The organism is Synechococcus sp. MIT S9507, from assembly GCF_047304715.1.
Taxonomy (GTDB): Bacteria; Cyanobacteriota; Cyanobacteriia; order PCC-6307; family Cyanobiaceae; genus Synechococcus_C.
Genome location: NZ_CP138970.1, coordinates 993,278 through 1,008,692, shown reverse-complemented (window position 1 = coordinate 1,008,692; position 15,415 = coordinate 993,278). Strand labels below are relative to the sequence as shown.

Genomic DNA, 15,415 nt, shown 5'->3' with positions numbered 1-15,415 from the left:
GACGCTGCAGCTAGGGCTCTGACGCTCTCGCACAAGCAACACTCATCGTCACTCAACCCATCACTTCAGATTTCCCCGCTCTTACTGAACCCTTTTTCTGCCGTCCTGCGGAGGCGGTGGGACCTGAGTTGGTTGGCTGCCGCCTGGTGAAACGAGAGGGCGATGGACGTCTGCTCTGGGGCGTGATTGTGGAAACCGAGGCGTATTCGCAGGATGAACCTGCCTGCCACGGCTACCGGCGCCGCTCACCTCAAAACGAAACCCTGTTTGGAGAACCTGCTCGGTTTTATGTGTATGTGAGCTATGGCATCCACCACTGCGTCAATGTGGTGACCGACCGTGCTGACTGGGCGAACGGCGTGTTGTTGCGTGCTGTGGCATTGCCTGATGAGCCTGAACGGATCGCGGCAGGGCCAGGTCTGCTGGCCCGCCGGTTTGGGATCGATCGCCGTTGTGATGGTCTCTCGGTCTGCGGTGATGGTGACCTCTGGCTGGCCTCACGTCCGGTCGAGCTGAGCCATCCTGTCCTGGTCACCACCACCCGGATCGGGATCAATCAGGGCCAGGAGCTTCCCCTGCGCTGGTACCTACAGAACAGTCGCGGCGTAAGTAAACGGGCCCGAGGTGATCGTTCCCCGAAGCTCGCAGAAGCTTTCTGCGTCGGTTCGCTGTGCAGCTGAACACTGCGGATCTACGATCCAGCCAGGTGAGCTGACGTTCAGTTGAGCACCTGGATACACCGACACATCCTTGATCTCGCGGCCTTTTCCAGGGAAGACTTCGCGACTGTTCTTGAGTTGGCCCATCGGTTCCGGTCGATGCCGGCCACAGGAGCCCGCCGTCTGCCGGCATTGCAGGGCCGCTTGGTGGCCACCCTGTTTTTCGAGCCCAGCACACGTACGCGCAGCAGTTTTGAGCTGGCTGCCAAGCGTCTCTCGGCAGACGTCTCCAGTTTTTCGCCCTCCAGCAGTTCGCTCAGCAAGGGGGAGTCGCTGTTGGATACAGCCCGCACTTACGTGGCCATGGGAGCCGACATGCTGGTGGTGCGTCACCGCTGTACCGGTGTGCCGAGGCAGCTGGCGGAAGCACTGGAGCACACCGGTGATCGCACGGTGATCCTCAACGCCGGTGATGGCCTGCACAGCCATCCCAGCCAGGGACTGCTCGATCTCTACACCCTGGCCCATCACTTCGATTCCGCTCATCCTCGGCCGGAGGCTTTGCAGGGCCGGCGTATCGTGATCGTGGGTGACATCCTGCACTCACGTGTGGCCCGCTCCAATCTCTGGGCCCTGACGGCCTGCGGCGCAGATGTTGTGCTGTGTGGTCCGCCCACGCTGGTTCCGGATGCTTTCGCCGACTTTCTGGCAGAGCCCCCTCCCGGCCAGACCATGGATCCTGTGGCTCAGCGCGGTTCTCTGATCATCAGCCGTGATCTTGATGCTGCGCTCAAGGGAGCAGATGCTGTCATGACCCTTCGTCTTCAGAAGGAACGCATGCGTCAGCACCTGCTCAGCGCGCTGGACCGCTACCACCGTGATTACGGGCTCAGCCATGAGCGCCTGTCTCGGTGTGGAGCCTCGATTCCCGTGCTGCACCCCGGTCCGGTGAACCGGGGGATTGAAATGAGTGGAGAACTGCTCGACGACCTGAGTGCCAACCTGGTGGAGAGTCAGGTGAGCAATGGCATCCCGATCAGGATGGCCCTGCTTTATTTGATGGCAGCGGCTGAATCCTCTGTGGACTCACCTGCCCTGGGTTGAGGTGCAAGACCGGAAACCTGGTTGGAGTAGTAGTCCATCGCTGCCCGCAGAGCGGCCCCAGGCGCTGAAATGGATGGGCCTAATCCGGGAGCCATAGGAAATGCTGCATCTGGTGAATCCAGGCCCATGTGCTGACTTGGCATGCCCGTCAGCAACATCGAGGCTCTGGCCTGTGACACCACCGCAAAGATCCACTTCAGCAGCAGCGAGAAGCGGTTCTCCTCATTGGGCATGAAGGCGAGGTGGGCAGCAGCCCAGAGCAGCCAGCCAGGGCCCCCCTTGAACTTGAATCCACGCAGGTCCGCGACGGCGTCGACGCGATCCAGCACCGCCATGCTGCCGAAATCGAACCAGCTGAAATTCGGACGCGACCCGCCTGAGACGATTGCGGCGATGTCCTTGCCCACGAACCCCCCGGCCTGAGTGGCAGGTCCCGCCATGCCAGGCAGCTGGTTGCCATCGCGGGTGTGCTTGTAGCAGCAGAGGTCACCAACCACCCGGATCTCGGGGTGCCCCTTCATCGAGAAGTCAGGCTCCACAACAACCCGACCGGCTCGGTCCGTTTCGCAGCCGACGGCATTGGCGAGTTTGCGCCCCAGATGAGAGGGCCGCACCCCGGCAGTCCAGATCACAGTCGCGGCTTGCAGTAAGCGTTCACCATCTGGGGTGCCAACAATTACTTCGCCAGGTTGCATGCTCTGCACACGCCCCTTGAACAGGAACTCCACTCCAAGAGCCGACAGGGATTTCTGAGCTGCCTCCGACAGTTCTTCAGGCATCGCTCTGAGCACGCGGTCGCCGGGGTCGACCAGAATGATCTTCGTGTCTTCCAGATTCAGCTGGCGGAATTCCTTGCGCATGGCATTGCGCATCAGTTCTGAGGCGGCTCCGGCCATTTCGCAGCCTGAGGGACCGCCTCCAACAATCACCACGGTCTGCAGGAAGCGACGTGCCTCAGGGTCAGGGGTCTGCTCAGCCTGCTCCATGGCCATCAGCAGACGTCGCCGAATCTCCTCGGCGTGCTCCAGGATTTTCATCGGTGGCGCAAAGGTCCGCCACTCTTCATGGCCGAAGAAGGTGCTGCCGGATCCTGTGGCCAGCACAAGATGGTCATATCCGTAAGCCTTGCCGCTGAAAATGATCTGCTTGTCTGCCGGCTTGATCTCCGTCACTTCCCCAAGCAGCACCTGCACATTGCTCTGGCGTCCAACCAGCTGTCTCAGTGGAGTCGCCACATCACCACTGGAAACAAGACCTGTTGCAACCTGATAGAGCAGTGGCTGGAACAGATTGAAGTTGCGCTTGTCGATCAGGGTGATGCGCACATCCGCCCTGGCCAGCGCCTTGCAGGCACGAACACCCGCGAATCCGCCTCCCACAATCACGACATGGGGAGCGTCACGCAGCCGCTCTTCGGGTGGATCCAGCTCGAGGAAGTAATGCTCTCCAGCCATGGATACAAGGTTGACGCTCTGGAATCAGCGTATGAATGCTGAAAGGTTTTGTCCGCGGTTTGAACAACGCGATGCTGGTCAGAGCAATTTGAATCCCTCGAGCAACAACCCATAAAGCAGCCCAATCCGAGCCATGTCGAGCAACTGTCGGCCCAGGTGACGTCCTCGATCATTGGCCCAGTGCCTTCTCATCCGAACCATCACTTCGATCAGCCCCACGCTGAGCATCGCCGCCACGGGATCCATCAGGTTGAGAGCACCGGAAACAGCCGCAACGCCGTTTCCGATCATGAAACTCCCTGTAAGAGCGATCAGCAGAAGTGATGCACGTCTCCATGGATTGGTTGCCCACAGGTCCAGCCTGTTTGCGGCTTCACCGAACGTTCTCTGCAGACGGGTCGTTTGTAGACGCGCTGTCACCGTTACAAACTCTCCAAAGAGAGGCAGGGAAACCAACCGATGATCCCCATCACCCGGCCCGAAACCTGCCAGACAATGTATACACCATTTGTGGGGTGATTGCCTCTATCAACCGCTACATGTTGAGGCTTTTGATGCAAAAAGCCTGAAAGTGTTCGATTCAGGATTGCTTACATCCGTAAGAAAGCCTGAACAGTGCCGCTTGGCAAGTGCAAGGTTTCAGAATCAGTCTGATTCCGCCTTTGCTTTGCGAGAGCTTTTGCCTTCGAGAAGTTCAAGTAGAGCTTCCATTTGTGCCATCACGCCGCGCACTTCACCGGCTTCCGGAAGCAGACCGTCTTCCATGACGCCTTGATGCATTTCCCGCAGTTCCTGGCGGATGTAGCGCAGATGGCTCACCACCTGTTCCCGTTTCGACTGAGACATCAACCATGGCTTTCTCAGCCTCTCTTTTACCTCATGGCCTGAATGAAACGCTTCGAACTGCGTTAATCAGCGGCGGGAAAGGCCACTGGCCAGAAGAATCAGGCCGTAGGTCAAAAGAGCTGAAGGTCTCACGAGCACTGACAGGCAGGCCGTGATGCTGAGCGCGATGAGCAGCGAAAGCCTGCTTGCGCGCCGATAGCCAAGCGAGAACCTCATCATGGTTCAGCGCTTTGCAAACTTCGCCCTGGCCTCGGCGTAAAACGTTGAGTCGATGCAGTCAAGCTGGCACTCCTCAGCCATTGATTCGATTCTTCGGCGAACTGCCGGTCGCACAAAAAAGGGAACTTCCTTGAGCGACTTCTCAGCTTCAGCACTCCAGTTCAACCTTGTTCTTGTCAATCCTGATGGAGAATAGGGGATTCGAACCCCTGACCTCTGCGGTGCGATCGCAGCGCTCTACCAGCTGAGCTAATTCCCCGGACTGGGCAACTTAGCTCCTGTTTTCCAAAGCATTCGAAGGCAAAATAAACATCAGCGCTTCGTGCCTGCATGCTGATTACTCCGGAGCGATTGGCTTCTTTTGATGAGGCATCGGTGGCAATGCTGGCGCGCCGTCTGGAGTACGACGACTACCCAACCCCATTTGAAGGCCTCAGTGACTGGCACTTGTTACGAGCTCTCGCCATTCATCGACCCGAACTCACTGCTCCATACGCTCATCTGATCGATCAGGAACCCTTCGACGAGGACTGAGCCGATGCAGGGGCTGCTGAAGGGACAACGTGTGCTTGTGGCTGCTTCGGGAAGCATTGCGGCTGTCAAGACTCCGCTGCTGGTCAGTGCTCTCGTGCAGGCTGGAGCTCAGGTTCGCTGTGTCATCACCGCAAGTGCTGCCCGTTTGGTGAGTCCGGTCGCGCTGGCGACGCTCAGTCGTCACCCCTGCTTCCAGGACAAGGACCAGTGGGACCCCGGGCGACCGCGACCGCTGCATATCGAGCTTGCTGAATGGGCGGATCTCCTTGTTGTGGCTCCTCTGAGTGCAACATCACTCTCCCGGTGGGTTCAGGGTGATGGCGACGGACTGCTGGCCAGTCTGCTGCTGGCTTGTGAGTGCCCGATTGTGGCGGCTCCAGCCATGAACACAGCAATGTGGAGACATTCAGCGGTGCAGCGCAACTGGCGGCATCTGTTGGACGATCCCCGCGTGCTGCCTCTTGCTCCTGAGGGCGGTCTGCTCGCCTGTGATCGTCTCGGCACCGGACGCATGGCAGATCCCGTGAGGATTGAGCTGGCTGCGGCCAGTGCCCTCTTGCAAGCCGATGCCGAGGGCCTGCTCAAGTCCGACTGGCGTGGACGACATGTGCTGGTCAGTGCTGGACCGACCTTGGAATCTTTGGACAGCGTCAGGGTCTTTTCCAATCGCAGCAGCGGCCGCATGGGTGTATTGCTTGCTCAGGCCGCTCATCTGAGAGGTGCCACCGTTGACCTGGTGCATGGCCCGCTGCAGGTTTCTCCGTCCTGGCTGGAAGGCCTGGACTGCCATGCAGTGGTTGGGAGTGCCGCCATGGACGATCTGCTTCGACAACTGCAGCCGAAGGCAGATGCAGTGTTGATGTGCGCTGCTGTTGCTGATTTGCGTCGGACAAGTGCTGTTGATGTTGAGAAGTTGCCGAAAGACAAGCTGGTTGAGTCGATTGAGGGTGGCTGGGAACTCGTGCCGGACCTGCTCCAGGGCCTTGTCAGGAGGCGGCCTGCGGGGCAGACGGTGCTGGGTTTCGCTGCCCTGACAGGAACCGATGAGCAACTGCTTGAACATGGTCGCCGCAAGCTTCAGAGCAAGGGATGCGATCTGTTGATGGTCAATCCTGTCGACCGTCCAGGACAGGGTCTCGACAGCGATCAGAACTCAGGCTGGCTGCTGGGCCCCGGGCATCGCCATCAAATCTGTCCACTCGAAAGCAAGCTCGTGTTGTCTCACCGGTTGCTCGATCGATTGCTTGAGCTCCAACAGTCTTCTGAACACGCCTCCGGTCAGAAAGACGCTTGATTCTGGATTCAAAACAGGGCAGCCATCACGGCGATCAAGCAGCCATATCGGCCGGATCCAGTTCCGGCCGATCGATCAACGTGCTCGGTTACAGGCCCAGGGATGCTGGCCAGTTGGCCTTTGTTTCGTTGCTTCCAGGTGTGCGAACAGCCGTAGATGTTGTCCGGGCTCGCTCCTGGACATCAACGTCCTGTGAATGTCTTGGTGGCTGGCTGTCAGGTCGCACAACAGCCTCTGCAGCAGCGGTGACAGCTTGCTCGGAGTGGTTTCGATGCCGTCTCGATGCCTGGAGAACGCTTCACGTTGTTGAGACGTGCGAAACGCTGCCCGGAACGGTCGTTTGACACCTGTAGGATCCGCCTGTCCGGTGGACATCGTCAACAGCCGGCGTTTCGGCTTTTCCTCCATGCGCATCCGTCCTCTGCTGGCCCTTGTGCTGGCTTTCTGTCTGACCTTCGTCACTGCCTGCAGCGGGGGTGCTGAGGCTGTTGACCGTTCCAACATCACGTACGACGACATCCGTAACACCGGCAAGGCGAACGATTGCCCAACGCTTCCCGAATCCGCCCGTGGCTCCATCCCGCTCACTCCTGGCAATGATTACCAGCTGAGAGCTATCTGCATGCATCCCAGTCAGGTCTTCATCAAAGGTGAGCCTGCCAACAAGCGTCAGGAAGCTCAGTTTGTTGAGGGCAAGATCCTCACCCGCTACACCTCAAGCCTTGATCAGGTGTATGGAGATCTCGCTGTTGATGAAAACGGTCTCACGTTCAAAGAGGAGGGCGGCATCGACTTCCAGCCCATCACCGTTCTGGTTCCAGGTGGAGAGGAATTCCCATTCACGTTCTCCAGCAAAAACCTCCAGGCCGAAGCTGAAGGTGCCGCCATCACCACCAGCACTGATTTCGAGGGTGAATACCGGACTCCCAGCTACCGCACAAGCAATTTCATTGACCCCAAAGGTCGTGCTCTGACCACCGGTGTGGACTACCCACAGGGTCTGATCGGTCTCGGCGGTGACTATCAGAAGCTCGATAAGGAAAACAAAAAGCGCTACATCGACGGTCAGGGTGTGATGAGTCTTTCCATTACACGTGTCGACCCCGAGACCGGTGAATTTGCGGGAGTGTTCTCTGCAATCCAGCCTTCCGACTCTGATATGGGAGGCCGAGAAGTTGTCGACGTCAAGATCACCGGGGAGCTTTACGGGCAGCTCGAGGAATCCTGATTCACTCGAACGATTCATTAATTGAAAGGGGCTGAGGCCCCTTTTTTTGTGCGTGATCGTGGCTGAATCCACGGCCTGCTGTCTGGGATAATCGCGTTCTCCAACGCTCCACGGCTTTTCATGTCTGCCAGCACTTCGTCATCTCAGGCCGGCCTCATCGCCCCCTACGGCGGCACTCTCGTGGACCTGATGGCTCCTGAAGCTGAGAAGGCTGCCCTGAAGGCCTCTGCCACCACCCGTATCGAATGCTCCGATCGCAATGCCTGTGACGTGGAGCTGCTTGTGGTGGGAGGCTTTTCCCCGGAGAGGGGCTTCATGCACCAGGCCGATTACGACGCGGTGGTGGCAGGGCACCGAACCACCTCTGGATATCTGTTCGGCCTGCCGATTGTGATGGACACCGATCGTGAGGACATCACTGTCGGAGAAAAGGTTCTTCTCACCTACAAGGGCCAGGAGCTTGCGGTGCTCACCGTGGAGGACAAATGGGAACCTGACAAGGTCACCGAAGCCAAGGGGTGCTACGGCACCACGTCGCTGGAACATCCGGCGGTGCGCATGATCGCCACTGAGCGCCGTCGCTTCTATCTGGGGGGCTTGATTCAGGGCCTGGAACTGCCCTCCCGCGTGTTCCCCTGCAAGACTCCAGCTGAGGTCCGGGCTGGCCTGCCCGAAGGCGAAGACGTCGTGGCCTTCCAGTGCCGCAATCCCATTCACAGAGCCCACTACGAGCTGTTCACAAGAGCACTGCATGCCAGCAATGTCAGTGAAAACGCTGTGGTGCTGGTCCACCCCACCTGTGGTCCAACGCAGCAGGATGACATTCCCGGCGCAGTGCGATTCCAGACCTACGAGCGACTGGCCGCCGAAGTCGATAATTCCAGGATCCGCTGGGCCTACCTCCCCTATGCCATGCACATGGCTGGTCCGCGGGAGGCGTTGCAGCACATGATCATTCGCCGTAACTACGGATGCACCCACTTCATCATCGGTCGCGATATGGCCGGCTGTAAGTCATCCCTGAGCGGTGATGACTTCTATGGCCCCTATGACGCTCAGAACTTTGCCAAGGAGTGCGCGCCCGAGCTCACAATGGAGACGGTGCCGTCTCTCAACCTCGTTTTCACCGAAGAGGAGGGTTACGTCACAGCGGAACATGCCGAGGCCAGAGGGCTGCACGTGAAGAAACTCAGCGGGACTCAGTTCCGCAAGATGCTGCGCAGCGGTGAAGAGATCCCTGAGTGGTTCGCCTTCAAGAGCGTTGTTGATGTGCTCCGGTCCGCCTGAGCTCTCAGCTTCCTATTAACATTCCTTCATCAGAGGCGAAAGACCCTTGAACAAACGTTGGCGGAACATCGGCCTTGGTGCCCTCCTAGTGCTAGCAATCGTCGTGATTGCACCAGCTTTCTTCGGTGGTGCCGGCGGTCCTCAGCCGGAGGCACGCTCCCTCCGCTACAGCGATTTTGTTGAACGGGTTCAGGAAGACCAGGTCAGCAGAGTGCTTCTTTCCCCCGATCGAGGCACCGCCCAGGTCGTCGAGACCGATGGAAGACGCGCCGAAGTGAACCTTGCTCCCGACAAGGATCTTCTGAAGCTGCTGACTGATCACAACGTTGATATCGCTGTCCAGCCTTCGCGTCAGCCAGGTGCCTGGCAGCAGGCTGCGTCGAGTCTGATCTTCCCCTTGTTGCTGCTGGGAGGGTTGTTCTTCCTCTTCCGACGTGCTCAGTCCGGTGGTGGTGGCGGCAATCCCGCCATGAATTTCGGGAAGAGCAAGGCCCGTGTGCAAATGGAGCCTTCCACGCAAATCACCTTCGGCGATGTTGCAGGGATTGAAGGCGCCAAGCTCGAACTCACCGAGGTGGTCGACTTCCTCAAAAACCCTGACCGATTCACCGCTGTTGGGGCGAAGATTCCGAAGGGTGTGCTGTTAGTTGGGCCTCCCGGTACCGGCAAAACTCTGCTGGCAAAGGCTGTGGCTGGAGAAGCTAACGTCCCTTTCTTTTCGATCTCCGGCTCGGAGTTCGTCGAGATGTTTGTCGGAGTCGGCGCAAGCAGGGTCCGTGATCTGTTCGAGCAGGCCAAGAAAAACGCGCCCTGCATCGTCTTCATCGACGAGATTGATGCGGTCGGTCGTCAGCGCGGAGCCGGCATGGGCGGTGGAAATGATGAGCGCGAGCAGACACTCAATCAGCTGCTCACTGAGATGGATGGTTTTGAGGGAAACACCGGCATCATCATTGTTGCTGCCACCAACCGTCCGGATGTCCTCGATTCAGCGCTGATGCGTCCTGGTCGTTTTGATCGCCAGGTCACGGTGGACCGTCCCGACTATGCAGGTCGACTGCAGATTCTCGGGGTGCATGCCCGTGGAAAGACACTGTCCAAAGATGTCGATCTCGACAAGGTCGCGCGACGTACCCCCGGTTACACGGGTGCAGACCTCTCCAACCTGTTGAACGAGGCGGCCATTCTCGCGGCCCGTCGTGATCTGAGCGAAGTCAGCAACGATGAAATCAGCGATGCCATTGAGCGTGTCATGGCCGGTCCTGAGAAGAAGGACAGCGTGATGAGTGATCGACGCAAGCGTCTTGTTGCCTATCACGAAGCCGGACATGCGCTTGTCGGTGCACTGATGCCCGATTACGACCCTGTTCAGAAGATTTCAATCATTCCGCGTGGAAACGCCGGAGGACTGACCTTCTTCACACCCAGTGAAGAGCGTATGGAGTCAGGCCTCTATTCCCGCACTTACCTCCAGAATCAGATGGCCGTTGCGCTAGGGGGGCGTGTCGCCGAAGAGATCGTCTACGGAGAAGATGAAGTCACCACCGGTGCTTCCAACGACCTTCAGCAGGTCGCTTCAACTGCGAGACAGATGATCACCCGGTTCGGTATGAGTGACAAGCTTGGGCCAGTTGCTCTTGGCCGATCCCAGGGGGGCATGTTCCTTGGGCGTGACATCGCTGCTGAACGTGATTTCTCGGAAGACACCGCTGCCACCATCGACGAGGAAGTCTCCGATCTTGTGGCTCTGGCTTACAGACGTGCCACGAAGGTTCTTGTCGATAACCGTCCTGTGCTCGACGAACTCGCCGAAATGCTTGTGGATCAGGAAACAGTGGATGCTGAAGAATTCCAGGAGCTGCTGATCCGCAGCGATGTCCGTATTGCCGAATACGTCTGATTGTGAGGAGGGCTTGATCCGCTCACTGCGGATCCAGCCCTTGCTTGTTGTTCTGCGCCCAGACCTCGATGATCTGGATTCAGACTTTGCGATCACCCGTCTCTTTTGTCAGCTGGATCAGCTTGTCGAGGCGGGTGTTCAGCATGTAGAAATCGCCTGGATTGAACATCCTCGCTGGTGCGATCTTGTGATGGCAGCGAGGTCACGCCACCCACGTCTGTCTTTAGGAGCTGCATCGATCACGCAGCAGTCGGCTCTCCAGCAGGTGGCGGAGCTTGGTTTCAGCTATGCCATGTCGCCGCTGTTGCATGCGGAGTTACAGCAGAGAGCCGATCAGCTCGGCTTCTTGCTGGTGCCGGGTGTGATGACGCCCTCTGAAATTCGACAGGCCTGCGATCTGGGTTGCCGTTTGGTGAAGTTGTTTCCAGCAAGCGTGCTGGGTCGGCAGTTTTATCGCCAGATCGCTGCGCCGATGGGCAATCTCCCCTTCATGATTGCAGCTGGAGGTTTACGCGCCTGTGACCTCTGCCACTGGCTGGCAGCGGGATATGACGCCATTGCTCTCGGTCGCACTGTGTTCGAAAAGGATGGTTTTGATCCCTCCCTTGCCGCCTGGATCGACGCATGAGTGGTAGTGATGAGACCCATCTGCTACAGATAAGAGAGATGTTATGGGCACGATGTCTCAGCTATCCATCAAGTTGAGCGACAAAGCTGATGCTTTGATCGCTCAGTTGCAGAAAGAAATTTTCAATAGACGTCGCAAGAAGGTGACAGCAGCAGGCGTTGTTGAGACCCTCGTTGAGAGCGGTGCTCGCTCGCAGTCCGACAAGCGTTTCTCAACATCCTGGGTCAATCTGATTCAGGACATCGAAAAGGCCGCCAAGTTGGCCAATGCCCATGGCAGCAAACCGTCTTCGCTCAGCGATGAAGAATGGGTGATGGTGTTGAGCCATCGCAACCGTCAGTCCACAGGCAAGCCTGTTCGCCAGTCCGCGGCCCGAAAGCCTGCAGCGAAAAAGCGTGCTGCAGTGAAGGCTTCAGCAGCCAAGTCTCCTGCAGCAAAAGCTTCGGTCGCCAAGGCTTCCGCGAAGAAAACTGCGTCTCGAAAGCCGGCTTCCTCCCGGGTTGCCAAAAAGACAACGACAACATCGGCATCGGTGAGTACCGCAAGCAAGCCGCGCGCGGCCCGTCGTGCCCGCAAAGCCACCAAGTCATCGGCATCTGGGTCCGTTGCCGGACGTATGGCCAAGGCTGCAGCTCAGCTGGGCGGCGGCAGCGGCATCACATCTCCGGCTCGCAGCTGAACCAAAACGTGCAGCCTCACCAGAGGCTGCACTGACCCTGCTGCCTGAGCAGGTGATCAGCCAGTACCAGATTCACCATTGCCTCCACCATCGGCACGGCCCTGGGTAGTACGCATGGGTCATGCCTGCCCTTTGCGGCGAGGGTGGTGGCCTGTCCTCGATCGTTGATTGTCTGCTGCTCTTTGCGGATCGTTGCAGTTGGCTTGAATGCCACCCGGATCACAATTGGCTCGCCGTTGCTGATGCCTCCCTGAATGCCGCCGGAATTGTTGGTGGCTGTGCGCAGGCGCCCCTCATCACTCGGCAGAAAAGCATCGTTGTGCTCGCTCCCTTTCAGTCGTGTGCCGGCGAAACCTGAGCCGATTTCAAACCCTTTGGTGGCGGGAAGCGACATCACCGCCTTGGCCAGATCCGCTTCCAGCTTGTCGAAAACGGGCATCCCCAGACCAACAGGAGGCTTGCGCACAACGCATTCGATCAGACCTCCACAGGAGTCGCCGTCGCGGCCGATTTCCTCAATCCGTTTAATCATCCGATCGGCCATCGCAGCATCGGGACAGCGCACAATGTTGGCTTCCACCCCTTCTCGGTTCACTGCGTTGAGATCCACCGTGGCTTCGAGATCGTGGATGCGTCGCACCCAGGCCACCACCTCGGTGCCGTGGGTCTTGTTCAGTAACTGGCGGGCAACGGCACCAGCCGCCACACGGCCGATCGTTTCGCGGGCCGACGCCCTGCCTCCACCACTGCGGGCCTGAATCCCGTATTTCGCCTGATAGGTGGCATCGGCGTGGGAGGGGCGAAAAGCAACCTCCATCTCCTGGTAATCCTGGGGTCGCTGATCCTTGTTGCGAACCACCATGGCGATTGGTGTTCCCAGGGTCAGGCCATCCATCACTCCGCTCAGGATCTCCACCTGATCGGCTTCTTTGCGTGGTGTGGTGATTCTGCTCTGCCCTGGCTTGCGACGGTCCAGCTCGGCCTGGAGCGCAGCCAGGTCGAGCTCAAGACGTGGCGGGCAACCCTCCAGGACCACGCCGACTCCTCCGCCATGGGACTCTCCGAAGGTGCTGATGCGGAACAGGGTGCCGAAACTGCTGCCCAATGGAATGCCTTGTCTCGTTCGAGCGTAAGAGAGCTCAGATCAGCTCGCTCAGGGCTCCTGAGGGTTGTTCAGAAGTCGGCCTGTCTCTCAGCATCTCAAAGTCGGCGAAGTCGAAGCCTGGCCCCACACAGCAGCTCACCAGCGAGTACTGCCCTTCTGAACGTGCCGCCATCCAGTGGCCTGCAGGCACGACGTGAACAGGATGATGCATCGAAAGCACATGCTGAACGGCCTGACCTCCCCCCGGTTCAAGCGTCCACAGACTCAGTGGTGTTCCCTGCAGATGGGTCCAGACCTCATCGGCCTGATGAACCGCATGCCAGCGACTTCTGGACCCTGCGTCCAGCAGGTAGAGGATGCTCGTGATGGCTGCCCGTTGCTGGCCATCGGCACGGGTGATCAGCGCTCCGCTCCGATACAGCTCGCGGAACCAGCCGCCCTCTGGGTGCGGCTCGAGGTTCCAGTCCTGGATCAGTTGATCCACAACCTCCATCGGGGAGTGGCTCGATGATGGGGACGTCTCTGAGATTGACTCCATCACTTCAGTGGTTTGCTGAAGCGCATTAAACCCCAGCTGAGTTTTCCTGCCTTGCCACCATCAACCCAATGGCCAAGCCCCGCGTCCATCCGCTCCAGATAATCGGGTGTGATGCTGCTTTCCAGATCCTTGCGCCGCCGCCGCAATTCCAGTCGGACCCTGCTGTAGTGCTCAATCAGCATCGGTGTGTGGTCATGCCATGCCGTACGCGTCAGACCTGCTTCACTGCCCCAGTGCTGATACCGCTCGGGCGATCCGAGATCCGCCAGGTGAATGCGATCGAGAATCGCCGTGAGCGAATCAGCATTGACCCCATCGGCTGCCATGGGGTCGGTCATCACCATCACACCGCCAGGTTTCAGCAAACGTGCTGCTTCCCGCATCACGGTCCGGCGGTCACCGGAGTGGAGAATCGCGTCCTGACTCCAGATCACATCGGCACAGCCATCGGGCAGCGGCACCGCCTCGAAGGATGCATCGTGAACCCTGATTCGCTCAGAGAGACCAGCCTCTTGATTGAGAGCCCGATGTCGATTGTTCTCAACTGCTGAGATGTTGATGGCATCCACCCGTATCTCAGCTCTTCCGCAGAGTCGCCTGGCTGCTCCCCCGTAGCCTGATCCGAAGTCCACAACCCTCAACGGTGCAGATGCATCAGAGGAGTGAGGCTCCCCCATCAGTGCGATCAGCGCGTCGACAGTGCGACGGCTTGCGATTGCGATCGGCTCCTCGGCGCTCTCGTACAGGCCGATGTGAATGTCCTCGCCGCCCCAGATGCCTTCGTAAAAGCGATCGGCGTCATCACTGTCGTAGTAGTTCGCGGCAGTGCTGGCAGCGTCGGAGTAGGTGCTTGTCATCGCTCAGATCGCCGTCAGATCGGTGTCGAACAGATACTCCTTTTCAGCGACATGAACGTAGAAGTCGGGATCATCATGCCCACGTTGATAGTCGCCATAGCTGGTGATTCTCTGGAAGCCCACCTCCCGCATCAGACGCCGCACGTAGCCGTGGCGCAGCGGGAACATGTTCAGGTGATACGTGCTTCCATCACTGAAGGCGTAGCGGAAACGGGCCAGACCGTCGTCGACGTGTTCGGGACCAACCTCCACATCCTTGCCGCAGTAGACATTGCTCTTGCCGCTGGTGGAGGTCCCCTCCAGCAGACGGTCATAGTTGCGGTGATCGAGAATCAGGATTCCGTTGTGCTTCAACACGGCGTAATACTCCGCCAGCGCCTTGCGACGGTCGCGTTCGCGGAACAGATGGGTGAATGAGTTGCCCAGACAGATCACAGCGTCGTACTCGCCGTGGATGTCACGATTCAGGAAACGCCAGTCCGCGTGAACCGTGCGCATCAGCAGGTCCCGTTCCCGCGCGTTCTTGAAAGCACGGGCCAGCATGTTGGGGCTGCCATCCACACTCACCACGTCGAAGCCCTCGCGCAGAAGACGGATCGAATGGAAGCCTGTGCCTGTGGCCACATCCAGCACCGATCGGGCACCGTGCTCATGCAGTAACCGCACAAAGAAGTTCCCCTCGGCTTCTTCTCTGGCATCCCAGTCAATGAGTCGATCCCATCGGTCTGCAAATTGCTCGATGTACTCCTGTTGATAGTGGTCGGTTTCCCGGACGCGCTCTGGTCGCTGCCCGAAGCGTTGCTCATCCCCGGATTCAGCTGACGCTTGGCTTCTGAGTGTGGTCATGCCAGTCGGTTCCTCTACTGAGCGGGTCTACTGCGTTGGGCAGTGCGAAGGACAGCAGCGGCGCTGTCTGACAGCTCGTCACCGACCCTCTGAGCTGATTCGAAGTGGTGAACAGTGCTCAGTCCGCAACCTAATCACGCCGTTTACTGCTGTCAGCTAGGCGTAGCAGCATTCATCCCGCTCAGCGTTGGTGCACGAGCGGTGAACAGCAGCCCAAGCCACTGCTATAAGCAGCTC

General features: G+C 58.7%; 19 protein-coding genes and 1 tRNA gene. 9 read left to right on the top strand and 11 right to left on the bottom strand.

Going from position 1 to position 15,415, the window contains the following annotated elements:
* The first annotated feature begins 116 nt into the window (after nt 1–116).
* Nucleotides 117–680 carry a DNA-3-methyladenine glycosylase gene (locus SIB83_RS05455; protein WP_413745407.1) on the top strand — a complete coding sequence of 188 codons (564 nt, stop codon included), beginning with the start codon at nt 117–119 and terminating at the stop codon, nt 678–680.
* A 42-nt stretch (nt 681–722) separates the two neighbouring features.
* The gene (locus tag SIB83_RS05450; protein ID WP_413746989.1) at nt 723–1,763 is read left to right on the top strand and encodes an aspartate carbamoyltransferase catalytic subunit; all 1,041 of its coding nucleotides are present in this window, start codon (nt 723–725) and stop codon (nt 1,761–1,763) included.
* Here SIB83_RS05450 and SIB83_RS05445 read toward each other — a convergent pair.
* From SIB83_RS05445 to SIB83_RS05420, 6 genes are all read right to left on the bottom strand, one after another.
* Complete coding sequence (locus SIB83_RS05445) at nt 1,712–3,217, bottom strand: NAD(P)/FAD-dependent oxidoreductase (RefSeq protein WP_413746988.1); 1,506 nt, start codon at nt 3,215–3,217, stop codon at nt 1,712–1,714. The two genes, SIB83_RS05450 and SIB83_RS05445, sit on opposite strands and share 52 nt — an antisense overlap.
* A 78-nt stretch (nt 3,218–3,295) precedes the next feature.
* On the bottom strand, nt 3,296–3,637 hold the full coding sequence (locus SIB83_RS05440; protein WP_413746987.1) for a DUF565 domain-containing protein: 342 nt from the start codon (nt 3,635–3,637) through the stop codon (nt 3,296–3,298).
* Nucleotides 3,638–3,862: 225 nt separating this feature from the next.
* A complete protein-coding gene (locus SIB83_RS05435) occupies nt 3,863–4,063 on the bottom strand; it encodes a hypothetical protein (protein WP_006042295.1) in 201 nt (66 codons plus the stop codon).
* 66 nt (nt 4,064–4,129) lie between these two features.
* On the bottom strand, nt 4,130–4,282 hold the full coding sequence (locus SIB83_RS05430) for a hypothetical protein (RefSeq protein ID WP_413746986.1): 153 nt from the start codon (nt 4,280–4,282) through the stop codon (nt 4,130–4,132).
* A 3-nt stretch (nt 4,283–4,285) separates the two neighbouring features.
* On the bottom strand, nt 4,286–4,396 hold the full coding sequence (locus SIB83_RS05425) for a hypothetical protein (RefSeq protein ID WP_413745421.1): 111 nt from the start codon (nt 4,394–4,396) through the stop codon (nt 4,286–4,288).
* Between the two features lie 72 nt (nt 4,397–4,468).
* Nucleotides 4,469–4,541 (bottom strand) — tRNA-Ala (locus SIB83_RS05420).
* A gap of 71 nt (nt 4,542–4,612) precedes the next feature.
* Here SIB83_RS05420 and SIB83_RS05415 point away from each other — a divergent pair.
* Together SIB83_RS05415 and coaBC are read left to right on the top strand one after the other, a co-directional pair.
* Nucleotides 4,613–4,816 carry a DUF2555 domain-containing protein gene (locus SIB83_RS05415; RefSeq protein ID WP_186492778.1) on the top strand — a complete coding sequence of 68 codons (204 nt, stop codon included), beginning with the start codon at nt 4,613–4,615 and terminating at the stop codon, nt 4,814–4,816.
* Between the two features lie 4 nt (nt 4,817–4,820).
* Nucleotides 4,821–6,110, top strand: a complete 1,290-nt coding sequence (coaBC, locus tag SIB83_RS05410) for a bifunctional phosphopantothenoylcysteine decarboxylase/phosphopantothenate--cysteine ligase CoaBC (protein WP_413746985.1) — start codon at nt 4,821–4,823, stop codon at nt 6,108–6,110.
* Nucleotides 6,111–6,185: 75 nt separating this feature from the next.
* On the opposite strand, the gene SIB83_RS05405 is transcribed toward coaBC, so the two are convergent.
* Nucleotides 6,186–6,485, bottom strand: coding sequence for a hypothetical protein (locus tag SIB83_RS05405; protein ID WP_413404010.1), 300 nt, complete (start codon nt 6,483–6,485; stop codon nt 6,186–6,188).
* Between the two features lie 31 nt (nt 6,486–6,516).
* Here SIB83_RS05405 and psbO point away from each other — a divergent pair, with 31 nt between their 5' ends.
* From psbO to SIB83_RS05380, 5 genes are all read left to right on the top strand, one after another.
* Nucleotides 6,517–7,338 (top strand): photosystem II manganese-stabilizing polypeptide, encoded by an 822-nt coding sequence (psbO, locus tag SIB83_RS05400; RefSeq protein WP_413406110.1) that lies wholly within the window; start codon nt 6,517–6,519, stop codon nt 7,336–7,338.
* A gap of 120 nt (nt 7,339–7,458) precedes the next feature.
* Entirely contained in the window at nt 7,459–8,625 is a 1,167-nt protein-coding gene (sat, locus tag SIB83_RS05395) for a sulfate adenylyltransferase (protein WP_413746984.1), read from the top strand.
* A 46-nt stretch (nt 8,626–8,671) separates the two neighbouring features.
* Nucleotides 8,672–10,525, top strand: coding sequence for an ATP-dependent metallopeptidase FtsH/Yme1/Tma family protein (ftsH3, locus tag SIB83_RS05390; RefSeq protein ID WP_413404006.1), 1,854 nt, complete (start codon nt 8,672–8,674; stop codon nt 10,523–10,525).
* A 13-nt stretch (nt 10,526–10,538) separates the two neighbouring features.
* Nucleotides 10,539–11,153 carry a bifunctional 4-hydroxy-2-oxoglutarate aldolase/2-dehydro-3-deoxy-phosphogluconate aldolase gene (locus SIB83_RS05385; protein WP_413746983.1) on the top strand — a complete coding sequence of 205 codons (615 nt, stop codon included), beginning with the start codon at nt 10,539–10,541 and terminating at the stop codon, nt 11,151–11,153.
* 52 nt (nt 11,154–11,205) lie between these two features.
* Nucleotides 11,206–11,832 (top strand): hypothetical protein, encoded by a 627-nt coding sequence (locus SIB83_RS05380; protein ID WP_413746982.1) that lies wholly within the window; start codon nt 11,206–11,208, stop codon nt 11,830–11,832.
* Nucleotides 11,833–11,848: 16 nt separating this feature from the next.
* Here SIB83_RS05380 and aroC read toward each other — a convergent pair whose 3' ends face one another.
* Genes aroC through SIB83_RS05360 form a run of 4 tightly spaced genes read right to left on the bottom strand, consistent with a single transcriptional unit; the run spans nt 11,849 to nt 15,178 of the window.
* Nucleotides 11,849–12,937, bottom strand: a complete 1,089-nt coding sequence (aroC, locus tag SIB83_RS05375; protein ID WP_413404000.1) for a chorismate synthase — start codon at nt 12,935–12,937, stop codon at nt 11,849–11,851.
* Nucleotides 12,938–12,971: 34 nt separating this feature from the next.
* Nucleotides 12,972–13,475, bottom strand: a complete 504-nt coding sequence (locus SIB83_RS05370) for a cupin domain-containing protein (protein ID WP_413746981.1) — start codon at nt 13,473–13,475, stop codon at nt 12,972–12,974.
* Nucleotides 13,475–14,332: an SAM-dependent methyltransferase gene (locus SIB83_RS05365; protein WP_413403996.1), complete on the bottom strand. Its 858-nt coding sequence runs from the start codon at nt 14,330–14,332 to the stop codon at nt 13,475–13,477. The genes SIB83_RS05370 and SIB83_RS05365 overlap by 1 nt, the downstream gene beginning before the upstream one ends.
* 3 nt (nt 14,333–14,335) lie before the next feature.
* Nucleotides 14,336–15,178: a class I SAM-dependent methyltransferase gene (locus tag SIB83_RS05360; protein ID WP_413403994.1), complete on the bottom strand. Its 843-nt coding sequence runs from the start codon at nt 15,176–15,178 to the stop codon at nt 14,336–14,338.
* Nucleotides 15,179–15,415: the final 237 nt, after the last annotated feature.